Origin of the sequence: Celeribacter marinus, assembly GCF_001308265.1 — a bacterium.
GTDB classification, from domain to species: domain Bacteria; phylum Pseudomonadota; class Alphaproteobacteria; order Rhodobacterales; family Rhodobacteraceae; genus Celeribacter; species Celeribacter marinus.
Genome location: NZ_CP012023.1, coordinates 1,271,416 through 1,297,427, shown reverse-complemented (window position 1 = coordinate 1,297,427; position 26,012 = coordinate 1,271,416). Strand labels below are relative to the sequence as shown.

General features: G+C 56.6%; 27 protein-coding genes. 20 read left to right on the top strand and 7 right to left on the bottom strand.

Annotation, left to right across the window (positions count from 1 at the left end):
* The first annotated feature begins 6 nt into the window (after positions 1-6).
* From argH to IMCC12053_RS06315, 4 genes are read left to right on the top strand one after another with little or no spacing between them, the layout of a single operon-like run.
* Positions 7-1,398: an argininosuccinate lyase gene (argH, locus tag IMCC12053_RS06325; RefSeq protein WP_062216874.1), complete on the top strand. Its 1,392-nt coding sequence runs from the start codon at positions 7-9 to the stop codon at positions 1,396-1,398.
* Positions 1,395-1,562: a hypothetical protein gene (locus IMCC12053_RS15935; protein ID WP_169775305.1), complete on the top strand. Its 168-nt coding sequence runs from the start codon at positions 1,395-1,397 to the stop codon at positions 1,560-1,562. The genes argH and IMCC12053_RS15935 overlap by 4 nt, the downstream gene beginning before the upstream one ends.
* A 41-nt stretch (positions 1,563-1,603) precedes the next feature.
* Positions 1,604-2,869 (top strand): diaminopimelate decarboxylase, encoded by a 1,266-nt coding sequence (gene lysA / locus IMCC12053_RS06320; protein ID WP_062216871.1) that lies wholly within the window; start codon positions 1,604-1,606, stop codon positions 2,867-2,869.
* 48 nt (positions 2,870-2,917) lie between these two features.
* Complete coding sequence (locus tag IMCC12053_RS06315) at positions 2,918-5,401, top strand: DUF4175 domain-containing protein (protein ID WP_062216868.1); 2,484 nt, start codon at positions 2,918-2,920, stop codon at positions 5,399-5,401.
* A 3-nt stretch (positions 5,402-5,404) separates the two neighbouring features.
* Here IMCC12053_RS06315 and IMCC12053_RS16065 read toward each other — a convergent pair whose 3' ends face one another.
* A complete protein-coding gene (locus IMCC12053_RS16065; protein WP_062216865.1) occupies positions 5,405-6,364 on the bottom strand; it encodes a zinc-ribbon domain-containing protein in 960 nt (319 codons plus the stop codon).
* Between the two features lie 157 nt (positions 6,365-6,521).
* On the opposite strand from IMCC12053_RS16065, the gene IMCC12053_RS06305 reads away from it, so the two are divergent.
* From IMCC12053_RS06305 to IMCC12053_RS06295, 3 genes are read left to right on the top strand one after another with little or no spacing between them, the layout of a single operon-like run.
* A complete protein-coding gene (locus IMCC12053_RS06305; protein ID WP_062216862.1) occupies positions 6,522-7,193 on the top strand; it encodes a cell division ATP-binding protein FtsE in 672 nt (223 codons plus the stop codon).
* Positions 7,190-8,089, top strand: a complete 900-nt coding sequence (locus tag IMCC12053_RS06300; protein ID WP_062216859.1) for a cell division protein FtsX — start codon at positions 7,190-7,192, stop codon at positions 8,087-8,089. The genes IMCC12053_RS06305 and IMCC12053_RS06300 overlap by 4 nt, the downstream gene beginning before the upstream one ends.
* On the top strand, positions 8,089-8,826 hold the full coding sequence (locus tag IMCC12053_RS06295) for a lysophospholipid acyltransferase family protein (protein WP_062216856.1): 738 nt from the start codon (positions 8,089-8,091) through the stop codon (positions 8,824-8,826). Before IMCC12053_RS06300 ends, IMCC12053_RS06295 begins: the two co-directional genes overlap by 1 nt.
* Positions 8,827-8,932: 106 nt before the next feature.
* Here the strand turns inward: IMCC12053_RS06295 and IMCC12053_RS06290 are convergent, their stop codons facing one another.
* Together IMCC12053_RS06290 and IMCC12053_RS06285 are read right to left on the bottom strand one after the other, a co-directional pair.
* Positions 8,933-9,895, bottom strand: a complete 963-nt coding sequence (locus IMCC12053_RS06290) for an acetyl-CoA carboxylase carboxyltransferase subunit alpha (RefSeq protein WP_062216853.1) — start codon at positions 9,893-9,895, stop codon at positions 8,933-8,935.
* A 165-nt stretch (positions 9,896-10,060) separates the two neighbouring features.
* The gene (locus IMCC12053_RS06285) at positions 10,061-11,020 is read right to left on the bottom strand and encodes an L-malyl-CoA/beta-methylmalyl-CoA lyase (RefSeq protein ID WP_062220990.1); all 960 of its coding nucleotides are present in this window, start codon (positions 11,018-11,020) and stop codon (positions 10,061-10,063) included.
* Between the two features lie 287 nt (positions 11,021-11,307).
* On the opposite strand from IMCC12053_RS06285, the gene dgcN reads away from it, so the two are divergent.
* Genes dgcN through IMCC12053_RS06270 form a run of 3 tightly spaced genes read left to right on the top strand, consistent with a single transcriptional unit; the run spans position 11,308 to position 14,196 of the window.
* Positions 11,308-12,330 carry an N-acetyltransferase DgcN gene (dgcN, locus tag IMCC12053_RS06280; protein ID WP_062216850.1) on the top strand — a complete coding sequence of 341 codons (1,023 nt, stop codon included), beginning with the start codon at positions 11,308-11,310 and terminating at the stop codon, positions 12,328-12,330.
* A gap of 12 nt (positions 12,331-12,342) precedes the next feature.
* Positions 12,343-13,308: an N-acetyl-D-Glu racemase DgcA gene (gene dgcA, locus IMCC12053_RS06275; protein ID WP_062216847.1), complete on the top strand. Its 966-nt coding sequence runs from the start codon at positions 12,343-12,345 to the stop codon at positions 13,306-13,308.
* 27 nt (positions 13,309-13,335) lie between these two features.
* A complete protein-coding gene (locus IMCC12053_RS06270; RefSeq protein WP_062216844.1) occupies positions 13,336-14,196 on the top strand; it encodes a D-amino-acid transaminase in 861 nt (286 codons plus the stop codon).
* 82 nt (positions 14,197-14,278) lie between these two features.
* Here the strand turns inward: IMCC12053_RS06270 and IMCC12053_RS06265 are convergent, their stop codons facing one another.
* The 3 genes from IMCC12053_RS06265 to IMCC12053_RS06255 all read right to left on the bottom strand — a co-directional run bounded on the left by IMCC12053_RS06265 (position 14,279) and on the right by IMCC12053_RS06255 (position 16,852).
* Positions 14,279-15,556, bottom strand: a complete 1,278-nt coding sequence (locus IMCC12053_RS06265) for a calcium-binding protein (protein WP_169775304.1) — start codon at positions 15,554-15,556, stop codon at positions 14,279-14,281.
* 165 nt (positions 15,557-15,721) lie between these two features.
* On the bottom strand, positions 15,722-16,054 hold the full coding sequence (locus IMCC12053_RS06260) for a DUF1244 domain-containing protein (protein ID WP_236852557.1): 333 nt from the start codon (positions 16,052-16,054) through the stop codon (positions 15,722-15,724).
* A gap of 12 nt (positions 16,055-16,066) precedes the next feature.
* A complete protein-coding gene (locus tag IMCC12053_RS06255) occupies positions 16,067-16,852 on the bottom strand; it encodes an N-formylglutamate amidohydrolase (protein ID WP_062216838.1) in 786 nt (261 codons plus the stop codon).
* A 136-nt stretch (positions 16,853-16,988) separates the two neighbouring features.
* Between IMCC12053_RS06255 and pyk the strand changes: the two genes are divergently transcribed.
* The 9 genes from pyk to IMCC12053_RS06210 all read left to right on the top strand — a co-directional run bounded on the left by pyk (position 16,989) and on the right by IMCC12053_RS06210 (position 24,551).
* Positions 16,989-18,434, top strand: a complete 1,446-nt coding sequence (gene pyk / locus IMCC12053_RS06250) for a pyruvate kinase (RefSeq protein WP_062216835.1) — start codon at positions 16,989-16,991, stop codon at positions 18,432-18,434.
* 36 nt (positions 18,435-18,470) lie between these two features.
* Entirely contained in the window at positions 18,471-18,692 is a 222-nt protein-coding gene (locus tag IMCC12053_RS06245) for a hypothetical protein (RefSeq protein ID WP_062216832.1), read from the top strand.
* Between the two features lie 144 nt (positions 18,693-18,836).
* Positions 18,837-19,037 (top strand): 50S ribosomal protein L35, encoded by a 201-nt coding sequence (gene rpmI, locus IMCC12053_RS06240; RefSeq protein ID WP_058247396.1) that lies wholly within the window; start codon positions 18,837-18,839, stop codon positions 19,035-19,037.
* A 14-nt stretch (positions 19,038-19,051) separates the two neighbouring features.
* The gene (gene rplT / locus IMCC12053_RS06235) at positions 19,052-19,411 is read left to right on the top strand and encodes a 50S ribosomal protein L20 (protein ID WP_062216829.1); all 360 of its coding nucleotides are present in this window, start codon (positions 19,052-19,054) and stop codon (positions 19,409-19,411) included.
* 153 nt (positions 19,412-19,564) lie between these two features.
* A complete protein-coding gene (gene pheS, locus IMCC12053_RS06230) occupies positions 19,565-20,635 on the top strand; it encodes a phenylalanine--tRNA ligase subunit alpha (protein ID WP_062216826.1) in 1,071 nt (356 codons plus the stop codon).
* Entirely contained in the window at positions 20,632-21,117 is a 486-nt protein-coding gene (locus IMCC12053_RS06225) for a hypothetical protein (protein ID WP_062216823.1), read from the top strand. The genes pheS and IMCC12053_RS06225 overlap by 4 nt, the downstream gene beginning before the upstream one ends.
* A gap of 30 nt (positions 21,118-21,147) precedes the next feature.
* Positions 21,148-21,591 (top strand): ASCH domain-containing protein, encoded by a 444-nt coding sequence (locus IMCC12053_RS06220; RefSeq protein ID WP_062216820.1) that lies wholly within the window; start codon positions 21,148-21,150, stop codon positions 21,589-21,591.
* Between the two features lie 52 nt (positions 21,592-21,643).
* On the top strand, positions 21,644-24,037 hold the full coding sequence (gene pheT, locus IMCC12053_RS06215) for a phenylalanine--tRNA ligase subunit beta (RefSeq protein ID WP_062216817.1): 2,394 nt from the start codon (positions 21,644-21,646) through the stop codon (positions 24,035-24,037).
* A 70-nt stretch (positions 24,038-24,107) separates the two neighbouring features.
* Positions 24,108-24,551, top strand: coding sequence for a YtoQ family protein (locus tag IMCC12053_RS06210; RefSeq protein WP_062216814.1), 444 nt, complete (start codon positions 24,108-24,110; stop codon positions 24,549-24,551).
* A 1-nt stretch (position 24,552) separates the two neighbouring features.
* Here IMCC12053_RS06210 and IMCC12053_RS06205 read toward each other — a convergent pair whose 3' ends face one another.
* Complete coding sequence (locus IMCC12053_RS06205) at positions 24,553-25,254, bottom strand: glutathione S-transferase family protein (protein WP_062216811.1); 702 nt, start codon at positions 25,252-25,254, stop codon at positions 24,553-24,555.
* Between the two features lie 155 nt (positions 25,255-25,409).
* Here IMCC12053_RS06205 and mscL point away from each other — a divergent pair, with 155 nt between their 5' ends.
* A complete protein-coding gene (gene mscL / locus IMCC12053_RS06200) occupies positions 25,410-25,841 on the top strand; it encodes a large conductance mechanosensitive channel protein MscL (RefSeq protein WP_062216808.1) in 432 nt (143 codons plus the stop codon).
* Positions 25,842-26,012 lie beyond the last annotated feature (171 nt).

Genomic DNA, 26,012 nt, shown 5'->3' with positions numbered 1-26,012 from the left:
AGATCCATGAGTGACAAAAAATCCAATGCGATGTGGGGCGGACGGTTTGCGGACGGTCCCGATGCGATCATGGAAGCCATCAATGCGTCGATCGATTACGACAAACGCCTCGCTTCTCAAGACATCGCAGGGTCGCGTGCACATGCCGCCATGCTGGCCCAACAAGGTATTATTGACGCTAACGATGCCGAGGTCATTCGGGAAGGCCTACTCACGGTATTGTCAGAAATCGAAGCCGGAAACTTCGAATTTTCTGCCGCTCTTGAAGATATTCATATGAATGTCGAGGCGCGTCTCAAAGAGATCATCGGGGACGCGGCGGGGCGTCTGCACACGGCGCGCTCACGCAATGACCAAGTGGCCACAGATTTCAAACTGTGGACGCGCGATCAAATGGACGCCGCGATTTCGGGCATTGATGCTCTGATCCGTGCGTTGATCGCACAGGCTGAGGCGGGTGCGGATTGGGTGATGCCCGGCTTTACACACTTGCAAACGGCGCAGCCCGTCACGTGGGGCCACCACATGATGGCCTATGTCGAGATGCTTGGCCGTGACATGTCGCGGTTCAAAGATGCTCGTGCGCGCATGAATGAAAATCCGCTCGGATCGGCCGCGCTTGCGGGCACAGGGTTCCCGATTGATCGCCACATGACCGCCGCGACGCTTGGGTTTGATCGTCCGACTGCCAACTCGCTGGACGCTGTTGCGGATCGCGATTTCGCATTGGAGTTTTTGTCATGCGCGTCCATTACGGCCATGCATATGAGCCGCTTTGCCGAGGAATTGGTGATCTGGTCGTCAGCGCAGTTTAAATTCGTCACGCTCTCGGATCGTTTTTCCACGGGCTCGTCGATCATGCCGCAAAAGAAGAACCCGGATGCGGCTGAATTGATCCGCGCCAAAGTTGGGCGTATTTTCGGGGCGAATGTCGCCTTGATGATGGTGATGAAGGGTCTGCCATTGGCCTATTCCAAGGACATGCAAGAAGACAAGGAACAGGTGTTCGACGCCGCCGATAACCTCATGTTGGCCTTGGCCGCGATGACGGGGATGGTGTCCGACATGACGGGCAACATCGACAATCTTCGCGCCGCAGCCGCCAGCGGATTTTCGACCGCGACCGATTTGGCCGACTGGCTTGTCCGCGAGGCGGGTATGCCGTTTCGCGATGCCCACCATGTCACGGGAGCCTTGGTCGCTATGGCTGAGAAAAAGGGATGCGACCTACCCGATTTGAGCCTTGCCGACATGAAATCTGTTCACGATGCGATTACTGAGGACGTGTTCAACGTCTTAACAGTTGAAAACTCGGTGGCATCTCGGACAAGCTATGGCGGCACGGCCCCCTCGCAGGTGCGTGCGCAGATCGCGCGTTGGAAAGAGGTGTTGAAATGATCCGTATCGCAACTGTGTTGATGGCGCTTGCCACGTTGGCCGCATGTGGCGCCAATGGCGAGCCGACCAAACCTGTCATCTCGGGCAAGCAAACCATCGGTGTGAATTCGAACACGGGTGCATATTCGAGCACGCAGATCGGGATAACGTTTCCCGCCAACTGATCCGCCCTTTGCGGCGACCTGATTTCAAGGGCCCCTAATCTATGGACCATTTTCTCTACCGTGACGGCGTATTGCACGCCGAAGATGTTCGTGTGAGCGATATCGCCGCGGCTGTCGGCACGCCGTTTTACGTCTATTCCACTGCCACGTTGACGCGTCACTTTACGTTGTTTGACGAGGCGTTGGGCGGCATGGATCATCTCATTTGCTTTGCGATGAAATCAAACTCGAACCTTGCCGTTCTCAAACTCATGGGTGAGCTTGGCGCGGGTATCGATGTGGTGTCTATGGGCGAGTATCTTAAGGCGAAAGCTGCGGGGCTTCCGGGAGATCGGATCGTGTTTTCGGGCGTGGGCAAAACCCGCGAGGAAATGCGTGTGGCCCTTGAGGGGGGCATTCGCCAGTTCAATGTCGAGAGCGAGCCGGAGTTGGAGGCGCTCAACGCGGTTGCGATGTCTTTGGGGGTCAAGGCACCGATTGCGTTGCGCGTGAATCCCGATGTCGACGCCAAAACGCACGCAAAAATTGCCACAGGAAAATCCGAGAACAAATTTGGCATTCCGATTGCAACATGTCGCGATGTTTATAGGCGCGCGGGGCAAATGGAGGGCATTGATGTTGTTGGCATCGATGTCCATATCGGCTCGCAATTGACGCAACTGGAGCCGTTCGAGTTGGCCTTTACCAAGGTTGCTGAATTGACTGAACTGCTGCGCGCAGACGGCCATGACATTCGCCGCCTCGATTTGGGCGGTGGTTTGGGTATCCCGTATGAGCGCTCTAACGAAGCCCCCCCATTGCCCGTCGAATACGGTGAGGTGATCCGCAAGACGGTCGGCCATCTGGGATGCGAAATCGAGATTGAGCCAGGGCGCCTTATTTCCGGTAACGCAGGGATTTTGGTCTCGTCCGTCATCTACCTCAAGCACGGTGAGGGGCGCGATTTCCTAATTGTGGATGCGGCCATGAACGATCTCGTGCGCCCGTCGATGTATGATGCGCACCACGATATTGTGCCTGTGATCGAACCGCTTGCCGGAGCTGAGCAAGCACCGCTCGATATTGTTGGTCCGGTGTGTGAGACGGGCGATACATTCGCTAAAGCCCGAGATATGCCGCCACTTCGCGAGGATGATCTCGTGGCGTTTCGCTCGGCGGGTGCATACGGTGCTGTTATGGCGTCCGAGTATAACTCACGGCCATTGATCCCCGAGGTTCTGGTCCACGGCGATCAATTCGCTGTCATCCGTGCGCGTCCGACCTATGACGAAATGATAAACCGCGATACCATCCCTGTGTGGCTGTAATCCTGTGCACGCGTCCGTGTGCGGCATGTGCCCAAACCGGATGAGTGAATGGACTATCGAACGCATCTGACCGATGAAACCGCAAAACGGGTGAGCCGCGCCATTGGCGCGACCCATATCGGTGTGTTGTTCGAGCATGTCTCCACGGCGTTTTGGCCGTCTTTTTCTGGTGTTGCTGTGGTGATTGGTCTGACTCTTTTGGGGGTGCATGAGGTCCTACCTCTTGGATGGCGCATAGCGATTTGGGGCATGGTTGCCCTCGCCTTGGCGGGTCTGTTTGTTTTGGGGGTCTGGCGGTTGCGCTGGCCGTCACGGGCGATTGCTATGTCTCGTGTGGATGCCACTTTGCGTGGTCAACCTCTCCAAGCGTTGCGTGACACGCCTGTGTCGGGGGCGTCTGATCCACCGTCGCGTGCGATTTGGGCGGCGCATATGGCGCGCATGTCGACGCGCGTTGCGGCGGCGCGCCCCGTTGCTCCTGAGCCGATGATGGCAGCCAAAGATCCGTACGGGCTGCGCCTTGTGGCGTTGACTGTGTTGGGTATGGGGTTGGTGTTCGGGTCAATCGACCATGCTAAAACTGTCGCGATGACGAGTAGCACAGACCAGATCGCTGCGGGGCCAACATGGGAAGGCTGGGTGAAGCCACCTGCGTTTACGGGCAAGCCCACCTTGTATCTCGCGGATTTAGGTGCTGGTTTTGAAGCGCCACAGGGATCACAGGTCACCGTGCGCTTATACGGCGATGGCGCGTCTGACGATTTGACGTTGCGTGAAACGGTGTCGGGGATTGGCGATGGGGCCGCACCGGATTTCAAGGTGGCGCAGTCTGGCGATATAGAAATTGATGGTCCAACTGGACAGTTGTGGAGTGTGGGGCTTATTCCTGATGCGCCACCAACGGCCGAGCTGATTGGCGATATGACCCGTGCGGCCAGCGGTGAGGCGCGTCAGTCGTATCGTCTCAGCGATGATTTTGGTGTCACCAAAGCTGTGATGGCGTTCGAGCGTGATGTTGCAGCGGTAACGCGCCACTACGGGTTTGCACTGACCCCTGAACCGCGTCCTGACCTTGTCATTGACGTTATATTACCACAGACGGGGAGCCGCACCGAGATTGAGGGCATGTTCGCCCAAAACGTCTCCGAGCATCCGTTTTCGGGCCTGCCCGTGATGATGTCACTTAGGGCTTACGATCAAACGGGGCAGGTGAGCACGGATGCGATTGGCGAAGGTATTTTGCCGGGGCGGCGTTTCTTCGATCCACTTGCGGCGGCGATTATTGATGTGCGTAGAGAGCTGTTGTGGAACCGTTCCAATGCAACCCGCGCGGCGCGGGTGCTCAGAGCGGTGTCCTATCAACCAGATGAGACTGTGGGGGACGGGGATGTCACGCGACGTCTGCGGGCTGTGATTTCGTTGATTGAGGATCGTGTTGATCCGATGTCTGATGAGCGCGTAGATCAGGTTGCCAAAGAGTTATGGGAGATTGCGACCCTGCTTGAGGATGGCGATTTAAAGGAAGCGTTGGAAAGATTGCGCCGCGCGCAAGAGCGCCTACAACAGGCGATGCGTGATGGCGCCTCTGATGAAGAAATCGCGCGCCTGATGCAGGAGTTGCGTGAGGCGACACAAGATTACATTGCGCAATTGGCGGAACAGCAAGGTGATCAAGAGAGCGAGGCTGCGCAAGGCGAGACGCAACAGATGTCCGCCGATCAGCTCCAACAATTGATGGACCGTATTCAGGAGTTGATGGAGCAGGGCCGCATGGCTGAGGCGCAACAGATGATGGATATGCTCAATCAGCTTTTGGAAAACATGCGTGTGACCCAAGACCCGAATGGACAAGGGGGCGAGGGCAATCCGTCAATGCAGGGCATGCAAGATATGTTGCGCGACCAGCAAGAGTTGAATGACGATACATTCTCTGACCTACAAAACCAGCAAGACCAAGGTCCGCAGGGCGAAGAGGGCGAGGGTCAAGATCGACAAGGCTCTGATGCTCAAGGTCAAGGTGAGGATGGCGCATCAGACATGGGTGCGTTGTCAGAGCGTCAAGGGGCCTTGCGGCGGGAATTGGAACGTCAGCGTGGCAATGTGCCAAACGGTGAGAATGCCGAAGGCATCGGTGAGGCTCTCGACGGTGCGGGCCGCGCGATGGATGATGCCGAGCAGGCCCTGCGCGAAAACGATTTGGGCGGTGCTCTGGATCGTCAGGCTCAAGCATTGGAAGCGTTACGCGAGGGGATGCGCCAATTGGGCGACCAGCTGTCACAAAACCAAGCGCAAGATCAAGACGGACAACAAGGGCAATCTGGCGGGACCACTGGCGGCGAAGAGCGCCGCGATCCCTTGGGGCGCTTCGCAGGCAATACGGGCCAAGCCGGTTCTGATGAGGCGATGACCGAGGGTGAGGATGTCTATCGGCGCGCCGAGGAGCTATTGGACGAAATCCGGAGGCGATCCGCAGAGCAACAGCGCCCCGACGATGAGCGCGACTATCTCAATCGCTTGTTGGACCGGTTTTAATGATCAGCCATTGAGTTGGCTGAGCAAGATATTCAGGCGGTCGCTCAAGGCCGACATGCCACCATCGAGCCAAACCCGAAAGACGTTTGCGCTACTGATATAGCTGTCCATGAGGGGGGCGAGTGATGGTACGGCATTGGCGATGGTTGGCGCAAAGACATACAGCGCGACCAACAGGGACGCGACGATGATAAACACCGCAAAGATTGAGCGCGAAATACCGCGTTGCGCACGTGTGCGGCGGGTTTGCTCGTCTGGGACAGTGCCGTCAGCATCACGTTCGGATGACGCACTCAGTGTAGAGTTGATCTCTTCGATATCAGGCAACAGGTCGCGCCGCTTGGAATGTGATCCCAACGTCCCTGCGGTCAACGCAGGGTCGGCAGGATCGAGACCACGCAAGCGCGCCATCTTTTCACGCATCGCCTGATCTGTCGCGATTTCGGCTTCTTCCAGTCCCAAATCCGTTTGAATTTCTAACGGTTCTGGCGCGCCATGTGGTGCACTGAATTCTTGTTCTTCACGCAGCATATCCTTGATCGAGTCGTCGATGGACGGTCGCGGACGTGCCACAATATCGTGTGCTGGTCCCTCGCCATCGTCGTCTTCGTCGTCGTCATCATAGGTGTAGGCGGGGGCGTGATCAGCCGTGCTTGACCATTCTTCCTCATCTTGATCATCCTGCGATGACACTTCGTTCGGCTCGACCTCGTGAAAAGCGTCCTCGTCCGTATCAAAGTCAGGCTTGGGAGGGTGCTCTGCGAGCGGAGCATGCGTGTGGTCGGCCTCGCTCTCTTGTGCAAGGTCGTAGCCCATTTCCTCCGCAAGATCGGCATCCATATGTTCAGGGCTTTGAAACCACGTATGACCGCAGTTTGAGCATTGAACATCGCGCCCGTTCTCGGGAATGACCTTTTCGTCGACCTCATATTGAGCATCGCAGTTTGGGCACACTAGCCGCATTACTGACCCCATCCACAGTTTGTCCGTGGTATATCTTGCATATTCCTACGAAATGTTAACTGTTAAGGCTGGATTGTCCATGTTTTTGCGACAGTTGCATTGAAACGCGCTTCACTGTGAGGCAAAACTGTCGCGAATGAGAGACAGGGGTTTCAAAGTGATCGAGTTTCATGACGCAGCGTACGGATACGGGGGGCGTGAATTGCTTTCCCAAATAAACGTCTCCCTCGCTCCGGGGTCGTTTCACTTTTTGACGGGACCGTCTGGGGCAGGCAAGACCACATTTCTAAAACTATGTTATCATGAGCTTCAGGCGACCGCTGGTCGTGTGTCGCTCTTGGGGAAAGACAGCCGTAGTCTGGATCGCGATGACGTGGCCATGCTGCGCCGCAAGATTGGTGTCGTGCACCAAGACTGTCAGTTTCTTGATCATTTAAGCGTTTGGGAAAATATCTCGCTGCCGCTTACGGTGTCAGGGCGCCCTATCGTCGAGAGTGATTTGGCTGATTTGATTGCGTGGGTGGGGCTAAGTGATCACGCCAATGCCTTGCCGCCCGAGATGTCGGGCGGGGAACGCCAACGTGCTGCCCTCGCGCGCGCCATAATCATGTCGCCAGATGTGATCATCGCGGATGAGCCTACGGGTAATGTGGATTGGGAAATGTCATTGCGCTTGTTGCAACTGCTGGTGGAACTCAACCGTATGGGCAAAACCGTTGTTATTGCCACGCACGACATGCATCTGATTCGTCAGGCAAAATCACAGGTTAACGCGCGCGTCCTGAGAATCGCGGATCGGCGTATTCATCAAGCGGGAGCGGATTTATGAAGAGTATCCTTCTGCCATTTCTGCAGTTCGATGAGAACAAGCATGATCGCGTTGTCCCACCCTCTGGCTTTACGGCGCAACTATCGCTGCTCACCTCGGGCGCGATGGCGTTTTTGGCGGTGTTTGCCATGGCGTTGTCGTTCGCTACGGGTCGGTTGGCCGATCAATGGGGCAGTGAACTGGCGCGGGCGTCTACGGTACGCATTTCCGCGCCTGACGATCAGGTCGCGGCACAGACGCAAGCGGCCTTGGATGTGTTGCGCACAACACCCGGCATCGCATTTGCCGAGGCGCTATCGGATGAGGATGAGCGTGCGTTGTTGGAGCCGTGGTTTGGACCGTCTTTGCCAATTGAAAACCTCCCGTTGCCGGTGTTGATCGAGGTGCGCGAGACGGCTGAGGGGTATGATGCCGAAGGGTTGCGATTGCGCCTTGCGGGCGAAGTTCCGGGGGCTGTTCTGGATGATCATAGCCGTTGGCGTCTCCCGCTGGTCAAGGCCGCGGATCGTCTTCGAATCCTCGGGTTGCTGTCGCTTGTCCTGATCGCGGCCGTCACTGCGGGAATGATCACGCTTGCCGCAAATGCGGCGTTGGCGGCGAATGGTCAGGTGGTCCGTGTTTTGCGTCTTGTCGGCTCAACCGATACGTATATCGCACGCGCTTTTGTGCGGCGCTTTACAGTGCGCGGGTTCACGGGCGCAGTGGTTGGAACGTTTTTTGGCGTTGTCGCCATTTCCCTTTTGCCAGATGCGAACGTCGAGGGCGGATTTCTCACGGGGCTAGGATTTCAAGGCGCGCAGTGGCTTTGGCCGTGTATTATTCCGCTTCTTGCCGCTATCGTTGCTTATGCTGCGACCCGTGTAGCGGCCACGCAAGCGTTGAGGAGGTTGATGTAATGCCCTATCCGGTTCAGTGGGTTCTCTCGCTCATCTTCGTTGTGCAGATGTATGTCGTGCTTTTGATCCTCGCGATTGTCTACACGCCTTTGGCCCTGTTCGAGCGCGAGTACGCGTTCAAAGCAATCCATGCCTATTGTCACTGGGTGCGGTTCTCCGCGCGTATTATTGTCGGATTGCGGTCTGAAATCCGTGGGGAGGTGCCAACCGATGCCGTGATCGTCGCCTCAAAGCACCAGAGCTTTTTCGATATCATCATGATTACATCAGCGCTGCCGCGCCCGAAGTTCATCATGAAAAAGCAGATCACAATGACGCCCATCGTTGGCTATTACGCCAAGCGTATCAATTGTATCGCGGTGGATCGCGGCAAGCGTGGCGTTGCGATCAAAAAGATGGTGGCGGATGTGAAGTCGGGCGCGATTGAAGCGGGACAATTGGTGATATTCCCACAAGGGACGCGTGTCGGTGCGGGCGAAAGCCTACCCTACAAGGTTGGGACAGGTGTTTTGTATGAGCAAACGGGTCAGGCCTGTGTGCCGGCGGGCACGAATGTTGGCGTGTTCTGGAAGCGGCACGGGATTTACCGTGGGCGCGGATTGGCCGTTGTCGAGTTCTTGCCGCGCATTGAGCAAGGCTTGCCCCTCGCGAGCTTTATGACGGAGCTTGAACAGGCGGTTGAAAGCTCGTCAAACAGGTTGATGCAAGAGGCGGGGTTCAATCCTCCTACTGTCTAGCTCAATGGATATCTGGACTGCAAAAGGGCGCTCGCTATCACGTGCGCCCTTTGTTTTTGGTGGTAAGCGTTTTTGGTCTCAATCGGATATGGCGGTCACACGCGGTTTAGGCGGCCAGTCCTTTTGATCCGATGTTCAGGAATTTTTTGCGCCGCTCCGCGATGATGTCCGCGCGCTCTTTTTTCAAGAGTGGCGTCAGCATGGATTGGATCGCCTTGCCAACGGCCGTGATCGCAGATTGAGGGTCACGTTGTGCGCCGCCCATTGGCTCGGGAATGATCTGGTCGATTACGCCCAGTTTATAGAGGTCTTGAGCCGTCAGGCGCAGTGCCTCGGCGGCTTCGCGCATTTTTTCGGCGTCCTTCCATAGGATCGATGCGCAGCCCTCGGGCGAGATTACCGAATAGACCGAGTGGTCCAGCATCGCGACTTTATTGGCAGAGGCAAAGGCGACTGCGCCGCCCGATCCACCTTCGCCGATGATGACAGAAATCATGGGAACACCGAGTTGCAGGCACTTTTCGGTGGCGCGTGCGATGGCCTCGGATTGACCGCGCTCCTCTGCCCCTTTGCCAGGGTAGGCACCAGGGGTGTCAACGAGAGCAATAACGGGCAAGCCGAATTTATCGGCCAATTCCATAAGACGAATGGCTTTGCGGTATCCTTCGGGGCGGGCCATGCCGAAATTGCGCTCGATGCGAGATTTCGTATCGTTGCCCTTTTCCTGACCGATCACCACAACGGGTTGATCGTTGAAGCGCGCCAAGCCGCCCATGACCGCGTGGTCGTCCGCAAAATTGCGATCGCCCGCGAGCGGCGTGTATTCTGTGAACAACGCCTCGATGTAGTTTTGACAATGGGGGCGGTCGGGGTGGCGCGCGACCTGACATTTACGCCAAGGTGTCAGGCTTTTGTACATATCGACCAACATGTCGGCGGCTTTTTTGTCCAAAGCGGCCGCTTCTTTTTCGACGTCCATCTCTTCATTGGCACGGGCCAGAGCGCGTAGCTCTTCCGCTTTGCCTTCGATCTCCGCGAGGGGTTTTTCAAACTCGAGATATTGCGTCATTTTGGAACTCCGAACCGATAGTTAGGTTCGTATATGGCGGCACGCGCGGGTAAATGCAATCGGTGAGGCGTAGTGCGCGGGTCGCGGACGTGAAAACGCCGCGGGGTGGGCCTCCCGCGGCGTCATCCTCAACAAGCGGGCTCCTCCTCCCGTTTGGAGAAATTCTTATGACCCTGCGATCAATTCGGACTGGGCCACGATGACCTCAGCTTGTTTGATCGAGGCAATATCCACAAGGCGGCCTTTGTACACCGTTGCGCCCTCGCCGTTGGCCTTGGCGACCTCCATCGCGGCGAGGATTTCGCGCGCTTCGGCGACGGCGGCCTCGGATGGGGTGAAAACCTCATTGGCCAGTGCGATTTGTTTGGGGTGGATTGCCCATTTTCCGACCATGCCAAGGGTCGCAGAGCGGCGTGCTTGGGCGCGGTAGCCCTCGTCGTCGGAAAAATCCCCGAATGGGCCGTCGACGGGTAAGATTCCGTGGGTGCGACAGGCTGCGACGATGGCGGTTTGCGCCCAATGCCATGGGTCGGAATAGTGGCGGGTCTCGCCATGCAGCATGTAGTAATTGTCCTGCGTGCCACCGATGCCCGTTGTTTGCATGCCCATAGAGGCGGCAAAATCAGCGGCACCAAGGCTCATTGCGACCATGCGCGGGGACGCGGCTGCGATGGATTCGACATGAGCCAGACCTGCAGCGGATTCGATGATCACCTCAAAATTTATAGGTTTGGTGCGCCCTTTGGCGCGCTCAATGGCAGTGACAAGCGCGTCGACGGCATAGACATCTTCGGCACAGCCCACTTTGGGGATCATGATCTGATCAATCCGTTCACCCGCTTGCTCCAACAGGTCGACGACATCGCGATACCAGTAGGGCGTGTCGAGCGAGTTGATACGCACGGAAATGGTTTTTGTGCCCCAGTCGATGGTGTTGAGTGCCGCGATGATATTCGCGCGCGCTGTGTCTTTGTCGGAGGGGGCTACGGAATCTTCGAGATCAAGGTTGATCACATCCGCCGCGGACGCCGCCATTTTCGCGAACAGCTTGGTGTTCGACCCCGGTCCAAATAACTGGCAACGGTTGGGGCGGGCAGGGGGCGTGGGTTGCAGGCGAAAGGACATGTGATCGATTCCTTTTGGTAATGATATTTCCAATTTGATGTATTGTTTGGTATTATCTTGCGCGATGCGATGCAAGGACATTCTGCGCCGCAGCGATGTCAGGTGGGGTGCGCCGCCTTTCAACCACCCCATGATAATAAATCCCGAAATAGTTATGATTTTTGGGAGTATCTCCCGAATTGGCGTGTCGGATCGTCACAAATGAGAGCACTTGCCATCCGCCGTCGATCATATTGGACAAAACGCATTGATCCGTAGACGCTACGGACCCCACACGGAGAGCTGCCATGATCGAAACGCCATACCTCTTGTTCCTCGGAGATGCCCCAGACCAACTCGCCGCCAAAGTTGCCCAAGGCATCAAAGACTGGCGGCCTGAATATGCCGTTGGTCAGTTGCGTATGGAGGGATGCAACGCTGATATGAAGCTCCCCGATATGACGTTGCTGGACGCGAAAGCGGCAGGGGCGAAAACATTGGTGATCGGTGTGGCCAACCGTGGCGGCATCATTAGCCCTGCGTGGAAAAAGGTTCTGATCACAGCACTCGAAGAGGGTTTTGACATTGCATCAGGTTTGCACAACTTGTTGCGTGATGAGGCGGATTTGGTCGCAGTTGCCGAGGCCTGTGGTCGTCAGCTTCATGATGTGCGTGTGCCATCTGTACAGTATCCGATTGCAACGGGTGTAAAGCGCACGGGTAAGCGGTGCCTTGCGGTCGGAACGGATTGCTCGGTCGGAAAAATGTACACCGCATTGGCGATGGATAAGGTGATGAAGGCGCGTGGCGAGAAATCCACCTTTGCCGCCACAGGTCAGACGGGCATACTTGTCACAGGCAAGGGCGTGCCGTTGGATGCGGTCATCGCGGACTTTATGGCGGGTGCGGTTGAATATCTCACACCTGATAATGACGCGGATCATTGGGACATGATCGAGGGGCAAGGCAGCTTGTTCCACGTCTCATATTCTGGAGTCACAATGGCGTTGATCCACGGCGGTCAGCCCGATGCGCTTATCTTGTGTCACGAACCAACACGCACTCACATGCGTGGTTTGCCAGACTATGACCTTCCGACATTGCAGCAGTTGTATGATACTGCCTTGCCGCTTGCGCGTTGGGCCAATCCCGCGTGCGAAGTGGTCGGTATTTCGATCAACACACAACACCTGTCTGACGCGGATGCGCTTGCGTATCTGGCACAAGTCGAGGCGGAGATGGGGCTTCCGGCCGTCGATCCGTTCCGCCAAGGCGCAGACCGGCTTGTGGATGCTCTCTTGGGGACGCAAACTGTCCTTGCTGCACAATAACCGAGGGTCGCAATGAGCATTACAGTCACGCCGCAGGCATTCCGTTTGGCGGAAGCCTTTGTCATCTCGCGCGGTGCGCGCACCGAGGCCAAGGTTTTAACCGCGCTCATTGAGCGGGGCGGCATCGTCGGGCGGGGGGAATGTGTACCCTATGCGCGCTATGGCGAAAGCATGGAGAGTGTCACAGCACAGATTGAGGCGCTGCCCGTGGGTATCAGCCGCACAGAGTTGCAAGAGGCGCTCCCCGCCGGGGCGGCGCGCAATGCCGTCGATTGTGCGCTATGGGATTTGGAAGCCAAGGCGGCGGGCAAACGGATTTGGACCCTGCTGGATCTTCCTGCGCCAATCGCGATGATCACCGCCTATACCCTGTCTTTGGGTGAGCCGGAGGCGATGCAGATGGCCGCGGCCAAGCACGCGCACCGTCCGCTGTTGAAAATCAAACTTGGCACGCCTGACGATATGGCTCGTTTAGAAGCGGTGCGGCGCGGCGCGCCCAAATCGCGGATCATCGTGGATGCAAACGAGGGGTGGAGTGCGGAGGTCTATAGCGAGCTTGCCCCGCACATGGTGCGTCTGGGGGTTGATCTGGTCGAACAGCCCATGCCAGCGGGGGCAGATGACATGTTAGGCGAAATCGCGCGCCCCTTGCCCGTGTGCGCCGACGAGTCGTGTCATGATCGCGCCAGCTTGCCCGCGCTCAAGGGTAAATATGACATGGTGAATATCAAGCTCGATAAAACAGGTGGGCTGACAGAAGCCTTGGCGCTGCGCACTGCGGCGCTTGCCGAGGGCTATGGTTTAATGGTCGGCTGCATGGTCGGGTCATCCTTGGCGATGGCGCCCGCCGTGTTGGTGGCACAGGGCGCGGCTGTCGTGGACCTTGACGGGCCGCTGCTTTTGGCGGAAGACCGTGCGGACCCCTTGGCCTACGATGTAGATGGCGTGCACCCGCCCGCCGCCGCATTGTGGGGCTGAGATACGTTTTAGATTTAGGAGAGCGACATGACCCGCACTGTTTATGTCAACGGCGACTACCTGCCCGAGACCGAAGCCAAAGTATCCATTTTTGACCGTGGCTTCCTGATGGCGGACGCGGTGTATGAGGTCACATCGGTGATCGGCGGCAAGATCATTGATTTTGCGGGCCACTCCGTGCGCCTTCAACGCTCGATGAGCGAGTTGGAAATGGTCTCTCCCGTGACGATGGACGAGTTGCTCGCCATCCACCGCGAATTGATCACAAAGAACGATCTCGACGAGGGTGGGATTTATTTGCAGATCACGCGCGGCGCCCCCGGGGATCGTGATTTCGCATGGCCAGACCCCGAAGAGGTGCCGTGCGGCATCGTGTTGTTTACGTTCAACAAACCGCTGGTCGACAGCAAGGTGATGGACGAGGGCATCAAGGTGATCTCGATTGCGGACGAGCGGTGGGGGCGTCGTGACATCAAGACCACACAGTTGCTCTACCCGTCCTTTGCCAAGATGCAGGCCAAGAAAAAGGGCTGTGCGGATGCGTGGCTTGTCGAGGACGGCTTGGTCACTGAAGGCACGGCAAACAACGCCTATATTGTCAAAGACGGTACGATCATCACGCGTCAGCTTGGGAATGATATTCTGCACGGGATCACGCGCGCGGCCATTCTGCGCTTTGCCGTGGAGGCCCAAATGAAGGTCGAGGAACGCCCCTTTACGATTGAAGAGGCGCAACAGGCCGATGAGGCGTTTGTGACCTCCGCTACGGGCTTTGCTCAACCCGTCATCGAAATTGACGGCGCAACAATCGGTACGGGTGTTCCTGGTGATATCTCAAAACGCCTGCGTGAAATCTATACAGAAGAGATGATCAAAACGGCGATCTAATCGCGCGGTTTTACTGAGACGCAATGCAAAAGGCCCGTCAATATGGCGGGCCTTTTCATATTCATGCGCAAGATGCGTAGCCTTAGATCGTGGGCGCAGTGTAGTCGAATGATCCGGTAATGTTAGGAATGTCAGCCGCGGTAAGGCCATTTAGTTGCACGACAACGATGCCCTCGTAAGTCCCGACAAGGCCGCCATCATTTTCAGTGAAGATTAGTGTATCGCCGTTTTGAGCCGCGCCAACCCACTCAACGATCAATACGTCCTCGTCGGTGTTAAAGTCTGTGATTGTGACAACATCAGAGGCCAGCGTGGTTGAGCGGATCGCGTCGAACGTATCACTGCCTGCCCCGCCTGTTGCGGTGTCGCCGTTATCGAAGACAAGGATATCGTCGCCGTCACCCCCATCCGCGATATCCGCCGAGGAGAGATAGTTGGCATCGCCGATGAACCCACGATCGACTGTGGAAACTGTGTCATTGCCTGCATCACCAAATAGGGCATTCACGCCGCTCGCGTCGATGAGAGTATCGTTGCCTTCGCCACCACTAATTGTGTCGTCGCCGCCATCATCTCCTTCGGTGAGCGCTACGCTTAGATCGGTCGTTCGCGCCGTGATATCGTCCCCGTCTCCGAGGTTGAGGGTGTCGTCACCCAAGCCGCCAACAACTCTATCGTTACCGCCTCCACCAAACAGCATGTCGTCGCCGTCATCGCCAATGACAAGGTCGTCGCCCAGACCCGCATAAATGGTGTCGTTGTTTGCGCCGCCATCCAGAATATCGGCGCCTGTGGCCCCCGTGAGCGTGTCGTTGCCGATGCCGCCCAAGATTGTGTCTGCGCCTGCGCCGCCCGTCAAAGTGTCGTGACCGAGACCGCCGTCGATGGTGTCATCGCCATCTCCGCCGTCAATCGTGTCTTCGCCGTCTTCGCCAAACAGCATATCGTCACCAAGGCCGCCGTTGATCGTATCTCGTCCGCCAAACCCCTCGATTAGGTCGTCGCCCGCGTCACCATCTAAAACGTCATCGTTTGCACCGCCGTAAATTTCATCGTTACCGTCACCGCCAGTGATGATGTCGTTGCCACCAAAGCCATATAAAATGTCGTCATCATTGGTGCCATTGAGGGTATTGGCTGTCCCATCACCAATTATAGCGGCGTCCGCATCCCCCTCTTCTGTGGGGTCGGTGGTTTCGGGCACGAGGTCGATATCTTTTGGTGTTTCGGACTCAGCGCCGATGTCGGGTTCGCTATCGGTATCAAAATCGTAGTCTGAAATATCATCCCAGCCAGAGATCGCATCAGCCAAAAACCCTATACCTATGGCGATGGGAATAAGAAACAAAGCGGACATCATAGCGAACTCCAACTCAAAAAAATTACGCAAAAACCGTGGTCGCGCCATAGCGGCCGACATCCATCGATATCGGCGGCGTTAACTATTTGTCAACGAAATATGGCAACTTTAGGGTGCTGGCGTGAGGCCGCGAAACAGTGGGCGCCGATGCGGATGATTGTTTCCCTATTCCGCCTTGAGTGGGACGACATTGGCCTCATAGGCCGCGGTGAATGCCGCCTGTTGCTCTTGCGATGCGGGGCTCTGATTGACGTCTTTCCACGATTCGTAGGGCATCCCGTAGTAGATTTCGCGTGCCTCGTCTTTTGTCATATCTATACCGTGCGCATTGGCGGCCTCTTGGTACCACCGGCTTAGGCAGTTTCGGCAAAAGCCCGCGAGGTTCATCATGTCGATGTTCTGAACATCTGTACGTTTCACCATTAGGTGCTCGCGCAGCGCGCGAAAGGCGGCGGCTTCGATTTCAATACGGGTTTGGTTGTCGATATCAGTTGTCATGTTCTGTGTCCTTTACGGGTCAATTGTCGCCAATGTGGCCCTAAGAATTGGCGCGAGTAAACCGGCCCAACGGCGTTGCGCGTCTGGTGTCTCAATCAGATCAGACCGCAGTTCGATCAGGACGTTCAATCGCCCTTTGTGGAGCGCGTGCTGATCTATCGCGTCACCAGGGAGGCTTCCATCATATGGCTCGTTGTCGCCAATGCACAACCGTTCGCCGATTTTATCCGCCTCGGCCAGAAGTGTGGGGTCCGATTCCATGGCCGCGATAAGTGGTGCGGACAATCGTTTGTCGTAGGCTGAGAGTATACCAATCTGCCACGGCCTGCGCGGGCGGGATTTGAGTTGTGGGGTGAAGCTGTGAATGGCTACAACAACGGTGTCGTTTTGGCGGGCTGCGAGTGTTTCGTAGGCGTCATGATAGGGGCGGTAATACGCGTTCAGACGGCGTTCAATCTCTGCCGCATCCGCATGGCGGTTTGCGGGAATGATCGAGCCGTCATAAATTTTGCGCACCAATGTCGGATCATCCATGCCACGGTTCGGGTCGATCACAAGGCGCGAAAAGTCGGTAGCAATCGCGGGACTGTCCAACAGTTGCGCCAGCTCGATCGTGACGCCGCGCGCCCCCACATCATAGGCAATATGGCGCGCCATGTCGGCGGGTGAGATGCCTAAATCACCGGAGCCATTCAGGCCGATCTCGTCAGGCACGCGATTGCTCGCATGGTCACAGGTGATAAGCCAACGCCCCGAGCGGGCAGGTCCGATAATTTCGAAATAAGAAGAGTGCGTCATGCGTCCATCATGTTTGTTGTGCTATACATGCTTAAACTGTTTGCGCTAAACACGCCAGTTGTGCCGCCCTCGTGTTTGCGGCATATAGGGGATGGCCCTGATAGAAATGAACTCACCAAAAAGGATGTAAGGCAGTATGCGACGCTTACGGAACGTAAAAATCGTGGCCACACTTGGGCCCGCTTCCAACGACTATGAAATGATCCGCGCGCTCGCGGAGGCCGGTGCAGACGTATTCCGTCTTAACATGAGCCACGGAGAGCACGAAGAGATCCGTGTCCGCCACGAGATTATCCGCAAGGTCGAAACCGACCTCGGTCGACCAATTGCGATTCTCGCCGACCTTCAGGGGCCGAAATTGCGCGTTGGCAAGTTTTCGTCAGGAGCGCACGATCTTGAAGAAGGCGACAAGTTGCGCCTCGACCTCGATCCGACCCCGGGTGACAGCAAACGCGTCCAGCTTCCCCATCCCGAAATTTTTGCGGCACTCAGGCCCGGCGCAAACCTTCTTGTGAATGACGGTAAAATCCGCCTTCAGGTTGAGGATTGTGGTGAAGATTTTGCCAATTGCGTTGTCATCGTTGGCGGCACCATTTCCGACCGCAAAGGCGTGAACGTTCCGGACGTGTTGCTTCCACTTGCCGCTCTGTCCGACAAAGACCGCAAAGACCTCGAATTTACCTGTGAGTTGGGTGTTGATTGGGTTGCCTTGTCATTTGTGCAGCGTCCCGAGGATATGGTTGAGGCCAAACAGCTTGTGAATGGCCGCGCCGCGGTTCTCGCCAAGATTGAAAAGCCGTCTGCCGTTGAAAATTTCGACGACATTCTGGCGGCATCTGATGGGATTATGGTGGCTCGTGGTGATCTTGGTGTGGAACTTCCGGTTCACGCCGTTCCACCGATCCAAAAGCGCCTGATCCGCAAATGTCGCGCCGCTGCCAAACCGGTGATCGTGGCCACGCAGATGCTCGAAAGCATGATCGAAAGTCCGATGCCGACCCGCGCCGAGGTGTCCGACGTTGCGACCGCGATCTATGAGGGCGCTGACGCCATTATGCTGTCCGCCGAGTCCGCCGCAGGCAACTACCCGATTGAGGCGGTCACGACGATGCACAACGTGGCGATGGAGGTTGAGAACGACGACACCTACCGCTCCATCATCGATGCGTCACGCTCTGCCTCAAAAGACACTGTGGCCGATGCCATCGTGTCCGCTGCCCGAGAAATTGCAGAGACAACCAACGTGAAGGCGATCGTGTGTTACTCCGAGAGTGGCACAACCGCATCTCTTACGGCGCGCGAACGTCCACACGTGCCAATCATCGCAATGACATCGCGCCGCAAAACCGCGCGCAAGTTGTGCCTCTATTGGGGTATGCACTGTGTGATAACGGGTGAGGTCGAGCGCTTTAAAATGGCTGTGGTCAATGCGGCACGTGCGGCACGCACAGCGGGCTTTGCCACCGAGAAAGATATGATCGTGGTCACGGCGGGGATTCCGTTCAATCAACCTGGCTCGACTAACATTCTTCGTGTTGCTCCATGCGACGAACGCTTGATTTTCAACACCGATCCGGAATAATTGCGGACTTAAGTCGTAATTTTGGTGGTGGGGTTTATGGATACCGATCTATTTCTTGTACTTGGCACGGTCATCTTGGTCCTCGCTATTCCAACCGTGATTGGGGCATTGTCTGAAAGTCGGCCGCCCCGCGCAGCGGCTATACTGGTTATGATCGGCGGGGGTCTTTTGATCCTCGCCGTCACACAACACCCCGGTGGATATGCGGTGGGAGACATCCCAATGGCATTGACCCGCGTTTTAGGCCGCTATTTCTAATAAATAGGCCGAAATACCCGTAAATTGCATCAATTCCACTTGTCAAAGACGTCCGTGCGTGTAATTGGACGCGCTCATGGTGCGGGACCGGCTCAAAGGCATGCCGAGTCGCGCGTTTTAACCATCGAAAAATAGGAGATGGAAATGCCCAAGATGAAGACCAAATCGAGCGCTAAGAAGCGCTTTAAAGTGACCGCCACTGGCAAGGTCATGGCAGGTCAGGCCGGCAAACGCCACGGCATGATCAAACGCCACAAGAAATTTATCCGTGACGCACGTGGTACAACCACGCTCTCCGCACCAGATGCGAAGATCGTGAAGTCCTACATGCCATACGACCGCTAAGAAGGAGCTAGGATATGTCCCGCACCAAAGGTGGTACCGTTACCCACGCCCGTCACCGTAAAATCGTTAAGGCCGCGAAAGGCTATTATGGCGCCCGTAGCCGTAACTTCCGCACCGCAACGCAGGCTGTCGATAAGGCAAACCAATACGCGACACGCGACCGTAAAAATCGCAAGCGCAACTTCCGCGCTTTGTGGATCCAGCGTATTAACGCTGCTGTTCGCGCGCACGATGATGGTTTGACGTACTCGAAGTTCATCAACGGCCTGTCGCTTGCCGGTATCGAAGTGGACCGTAAGGTTCTCGCCGATCTCGCCGTGCACGAGCCCGAAGCGTTTGGCGCCATCGTCGATAAGGCGAAGGCCGCGCTCTAAGTTTTCCACACGGAAAACCGCAAAATTGAAGCCGCGGACCTCCACAGGAGGCTCGCGGCTTCTTGCTTTTCAAACCTTCCGTGATACCAAGCGGGGGAACATGAATGAGGGCGCGCACCGATTGCAGGGACGCCCAGAATACAGGGGTGTCAGATGGACGACCTAAAGACCAAATACCTCACCGCCATTTTGACTGCGGGCGACGAGACTACGCTTGAGGACATCCGCCTTCAGGCTGTCGGCAAAAAGGGCGAAGTGGCTCTGAAAATGCGCGAGCTTGGCAAAATGACGCCCGAGCAACGCCAAGAGGTCGGCCCCAAACTCAACGCGCTCAAAGACGAGATCAACGCTGCACTTGCTGCCAAAAAGATCGCTCTTGAGGATGCCGCTCTTGATGCCCGTCTTGCCGAAGAGTGGCTTGACGTCACTCTCCCCGCACGTGCGCGTCCGCAAGGCACGCTGCACCCGATTTCGCGCGTCTCCGAAGAGATTTACGCGATCTTTGCCGATCTCGGATTCGCCGTGGCCGAAGGCCCGCAAATCGAGGACGATTGGCACAATTTCGACGCGCTCAACATTCCGCCGCACCACCCCGCACGCCAAGAGCATGATACGTTTTACATGCACCGTGCCGAGGGCGACGATCGCGCCCCGCATGTGTTGCGCACGCATACGTCCCCCGTCCAAATCCGCGCGTTGACCGAACAGGGCGCGCCGATCCGCATCATCGCGCCGGGCCGTGTCTACCGTTGTGATTACGACCAGACCCACACGCCGATGTTCCACCAAGTTGAGGGCATGTGCCTTGGCAAAGACGTGTCGATGGCCAACCTCAAATGGGTCCTCGAAGAGTTCTTTACCGCGTTTTTCGGCACCAAAGTCAAAACCCGTTTTCGCGCCTCGCACTTTCCGTTCACCGAACCCTCGGCGGAGGTGGATATCCAGTGCAAATGGGACAACGGCACCGTCAAAGTGGGCGAGGGCGACGATTGGCTCGAAGTGTTGGGCAGCGGCATGATGCACCCCAACGTGCTCAAAGCGGGTGGGATCGACCCCGATGAATGGCAAGGCTTTGCCTTCGGCATGGGCATCGACCGCCTTGCCATGCTCAAATACGGCATCCCCGACCTGCGCGCCTTTTTTGACAGCGACCTGCGCTGGCTGCGCCACTACGGGTTCAATCCGCTCGGCGTGCCTACGTTGGCGGGGGGGATTCACGGGTGAGTATTGGCAATTGGATCGCAATAGCTGTACCGATTTTGGGCCTTGTTGGTGGTGCTATTGTCTACCAAATCCAAAGGTCTATTGATCGGTCTAATCAGCTGCGAGCTGAAAGGCGTGACCTCTACCGAAAACTTGTAGCACTATTTGATGACTGTATTGTGGAGTTTCATAATAAAGATGTTGGAGCGAGTTTTGCTTCATACCGAGAATTTAGGAAAATTCAGGCTGAGATATTGGTCTGTGCTCCTGATGCGGTCGTCGAAAAGCTGAAGCCAGTATCAACAGCAATTATTGCTGCCGGCGCTGAGCTTGGGGGTGATTCGAGTGTTAGAAAGGCGCGGATAAAGAGTATGGAGGATGTCATGGATGCAGCAATCCATGCGATGAGAGGGGATGTTCTTGGAAGCTCAAAAATTTCCCTCGAAATGATAGCTGAGTTTTCGAGGGGCCTTGCGGTCTCTCTCGGACGTTTCCCACGCTAAACTCCACCAATTGCTCTAGATGAGGATAAAATGACCGACCAAAACGACAACATGGAAGACCTCCAAATCACCTATCCCGGCGCGGGGACGTTTCGGTTGGCGGAGGATGAGGCGCGGGTGAATGCGTTGAACCTGCTCGTGGCATCGGGCAAGAAAACTGCGACCTGTTTGCCGTTTTCCGAGTTTGACAATGACCCTGACGCGCTCCCGCAAGTGGGGCGTGCTGACATCATCGCCAACTGGGACGGCACCCCCGCGATGGTCGTGCGCACGCTCAAGGTGGACCGCATCAAGTTCCGCCATGTGACGCCGCAAATGGCCAAGCTTGAAGGCGAGGACAAAGACATCGACGCATGGCGCAAACGCATTACCAAAGCGTTCGGCACACGCGGCGAAAAGGGCTTTGATCTGGATCGCGATACGCTTTTGGTTTTTGAAACATTCGAATTGGTTGAGGATTTGGGCGTCCGCTAACGCCCCCTCCCGACACGCAAACCGACGCCCGCAGGGGCAAGGAGAGAACGCTATGAAATTCACGCTGTCTTGGCTCAAAGAGCACCTCGAAACCGATGCCCCGCTCGACGACATCCTTTATGCGCTGACCGATCTGGGTCTCGAAGTGGAAGGCGTGGAAAACCCCGCCGAGGCGCTCAAGGGCTTTAAACTCGTGAAAGTGCGCGAGGCCGTGGGTCATCCCGATGCCGACAAATTGCGCGTTTGCACCGTCGATACCGACGAGGGCGAAACCCAGATCGTATGCGGCGCGCCCAACGCGCGGGCGGGCATCACCGCCGTTCTGGCCAAGCCGGGCATGTATATTCCGGGGTTGGATATTACGATTTCTGTCGGCAAAATCCGCGGTGTCGAGAGCTTTGGCATGATGGCGTCGATGCGCGAATTGAACCTCGGTGAGGATCATGACGGGATTATCGAGCTTGAGGGCGGCGAGATCGGCATGGAGTTTGCCGACTATCTGGCGCAACATGACCCGTCCAAAGTCGAGCCTGTGATCGAGATCGCGATTACGCCCAATCGTCCCGATGCGCTTGGCGTGCACGGGATTGCCCGTGATCTGGCCGCGCGTGGCCTTGGGACGCTCAAAACCCCCGCGACCCCGACCGTTGCGGGCACCTTTGCCAATCCGATTTCCGTGACGATCGAGGCAGGGGCGGAAGACGGCTGTTTCGTTTTTGCGGGGCGTTTGATTAAGGGTGTGAAAAACGGCCCTTCGCCACAGTGGTTGCAGGACCGTTTGACCGCGATTGGTCTGCGTCCGATTTCGGCGCTTGTCGATGTCACCAACTTTTTCACCTATGATCGCAACCGTCCGCTACACGTTTTTGACGCGGGCAAAGTGGAGGGTGGCCTGTCCATCCACCGCGCCAAGGGCGGCGAAACGCTCGTGGCTCTGGACGAGAAAACCTACACCATGCCCGAGGGCGCGATGGTGATTTCGTCGAGTGGCAAGGTGGAAAGCGTTGCGGGCGTCATGGGCGGTTTGGAAACGGGCTGTACCGACGACACCGTAGATGTGTTTGTTGAGGCGGCGGTGTGGAATACGCTCGACATTGCCAAGTCCGGCCGTGCGCTCAAAATCAATTCCGACGCGCGGTACCGCAACGAGCGCGGCATTGATCCCGCCTACAACATGCAAGCGTTGGAAGACGCCACCGCGATGATCCTTGAGTTGTGCGGTGGAGCGCCGTCCGAGGTTGTTGTCGCAGGGTCCGTGCCTGATGTGAGCCGCGCCTATGCGCTTGATACTGACCGCGTGCAGTCGCTCGTGGGGATGGAGATCACGCCCGCGCGTCAGGTCGACATTCTGACCGCCTTGGGGTTCGAGATGGACGGCGATATGGCCAAGGTGCCGTCGTGGCGTCCCGATGTGCTTGGCTCAGCGGACCTCGTTGAGGAAGTCGCCCGCGTTGAAAGTCTCACGCATCTGGAACCAAAACCCTTGCCGCGTCCTACGGGTGTGGCCAAGCAAATCCAGACCCCGATGCAGGTGCGCGAAAGCGCGGCGCGCCACACGGCGGCGGCGTTGGGCTATAATGAATGCGTCACCTATTCATTTGTGGATGAGGCGTCAGCACAGCTGTTTGGCGGCGGTACGGATGCGGTGAAATTGCAAAACCCGATCTCGTCCGAGATGAGCCACATGCGTCCTGATCTATTGATCGGCCTGTTGCAAGCGGCGAGCCGCAATCAGGCCCGCGGGTTTGCCGATTTGTCTCTGTTTGAATGCGGGCCTGCGTTCCACGGTGGTGAGCCGGGTGAGCAACATGTGCAACTGGCGGGCCTACTCGTCGGCGGGAATGGTCCCAAAGATGTGCATGGTGAACGCCGCGCTACCGACCTGTATGATGCCAAAGCGGACGCAGAGGCGGTATTGGCCGCTATCGGCGCGCCCGCCAAAGCGCAGATCATGCGTGATGCTTCGGCGTGGTTTCATCCTGGTCGGTCGGGCAAAATCTGTCTCGGGCCGAAGAAAGTCCTCGCGCAGTTTGGCGAAGTGCACCCCAAAGTGCTCAAACAAATGGGCGTTAAAGGCCCCGCTGTGGCATTCACCGTGTACCTTGAAGCGGCACCGATGCCGCGCGGCGTCAAAGTGGCGCGCTCGGCGTTTTTTACCAATGATCTGCAAACGGTCGAGCGTGATTTTGCCTTTGTCGTCGATAAATCCGTCAATGCGCTTGATGTGGTGAATGCGGCGGGTGGCGCGGATAAGGCACTGATTGCAGATGTGAGCGTATTTGATGAGTTCGTCGGTGGGTCGCTCGGTGAGGACAAGAAATCCCTCGCCATTACTGTGCGCATTCAACCTACAGAGGCGACTCTCAAGGAAAAGGACCTTGATGAACTGTCGGCCAAAGTGGTTGCGAAAGTCGAGAAAGCTACGGGCGGCACCTTGCGCGGATAACGCACGCTAGTAAGATTATGACATGAAAAGGGGGCTACGGCCTCCTTTTCCACAGGTAAGGGAGAGAGATATGAAGGTCTATTTGTCAGGCGAGATTCACACCGATTGGCGCGATCAAATTGTGGCGGGGGCGGTAGGACTTGATGTCGAATTTTCCGCGCCGGTAACTGATCATGCGGCTTCAGATGATTGCGGTGTCGCGATCTTAGGGGCGGAGCCTGACAAGTTTTGGCATGATCACAAAGGCGCAAAACTCAACGCGATCCGTACGCGTGCCGCGATTGAGGCGGCGGATGTGGTCGTGGTGCGGTTTGGTGAAAAATACAAACAATGGAATGCCGCGTTTGATGCGGGCTATGCCGCGGCCAAAGGCAAGGCATTGATCGTTATGCACGGGGCCGATCATCAGCATGCTCTCAAAGAGGTTGACGCCGCGGCGCTCGCAGTGTGCGAAACGCCGCAGCAGGTGGTTGATATGCTACGCTATGTGCAAAACGGGACTCTACCGTCCTAAATTATGCAGGGCGCGCGGGAATGTTTTTCGCGCGCTGCACGGCGGGACGGGCGTAAAACCGTTCGATATACGCGGGAACATTCGTTAGATCCGCAAACCCCGTGATATCGTGCGCGCCGTAAAAATCGAGCCCATTAAGCCACGGTGCAAGGGCCATGTCTGCGATGGAATACTCGCCCATCATCCACTCACGCCCGTCTAAGCGGGATTCGACCACGGATAGGAGCCGTTTTGCCTCGTTTGCGTAACGGTCGCGGGCGGTTTTATCCTCCATCGCGGCGCCTGCGAATTTGTGGAAAAATCCCAACTGCCCGAACATCGGACCCACGCCGCCCATCTGGAACATCAGCCATTGGATCGTCTCGTATTTGGTCTTGGGGTCGGCGGAGAGGAATTGCCCGGACTTTTCGGCCAGATAGATTAGGATAGCGCCGCTCTCAAACAGTTCGATTTGTGCGCCGTCTGGGCCGTTTGGATCGATGATTGCAGGAATTTTGTTGTTGGGATTGAGGCTTAAAAACGCCTCGCTTTTCACGTCCGCATCCGCAAGCGTGACCAAATGCGGCTCATACTCTAGCCCCATTTCCTCAAGGGCCACCGAGACTTTCACGCCATTGGGTGTCGGAAAGGAGTAGAATTGTAACATGGACGGATTTTTGGCGGGCCAACGTGTGGTGATCGGGTGGGAGAGGGTCTGCGGCATGGATCAGCTTTCTATGAGGATTGTGATGTCTATGTACCTAAGGACGCGGGTGGGGTGTCAAAAGGGCTGTCGACTGTTCAAAAGTATGGTAGGCAGTGTGCGGAGCTGTGGCAGGTTGTCGCGGCCATTGGTGGGACTTAAGTGGGACAAAAACCATGTTGAAAGAATTTAAAGACTTCATCGCCAAAGGCAATGTCATGGACATGGCTGTTGGTATTATCATCGGCGCAGCCTTTACCGCGATCGTAAAATCCTTGGTCGACGACCTGATCAATCCGTTCATTGGCTTGTTCATGGGTGGCATCGACTTTGCGAATAAATACATCGTTTTGTCGGGCGACGTCATGGCGGGGACACCTTTGGCTGACGCGCGCGAAAGCGGGGCTGCGATTTTTGCCTACGGCTCGTTCATCATGGCGATTATCAACTTTCTGATCATTGCGTTTGTGGTGTTTATGCTCGTGCGTTACGTCAACAAAGTCAAAGCGGCTGCAGAGACACCTGTTGAGGCTGCACCAGAGGCACCCGCGGGACCATCAGAACTTGATGTGTTGCTCGAAATTCGCGATTCTCTTGCAAAGAAATAAGTCAAACTCGAATATGGTTTGATGACATTGAGGCCCGCCGGAGAACTCCGGCGGGCCTTTTGCGTGGTTGGGATGCCACGCACTGTGGGGGACACATCAGATCATACGAGTAACCACGTGCTTTCCGTCGCGCCTTGCGCACGAAAAAATGGTATGGAACACTCTCCCATG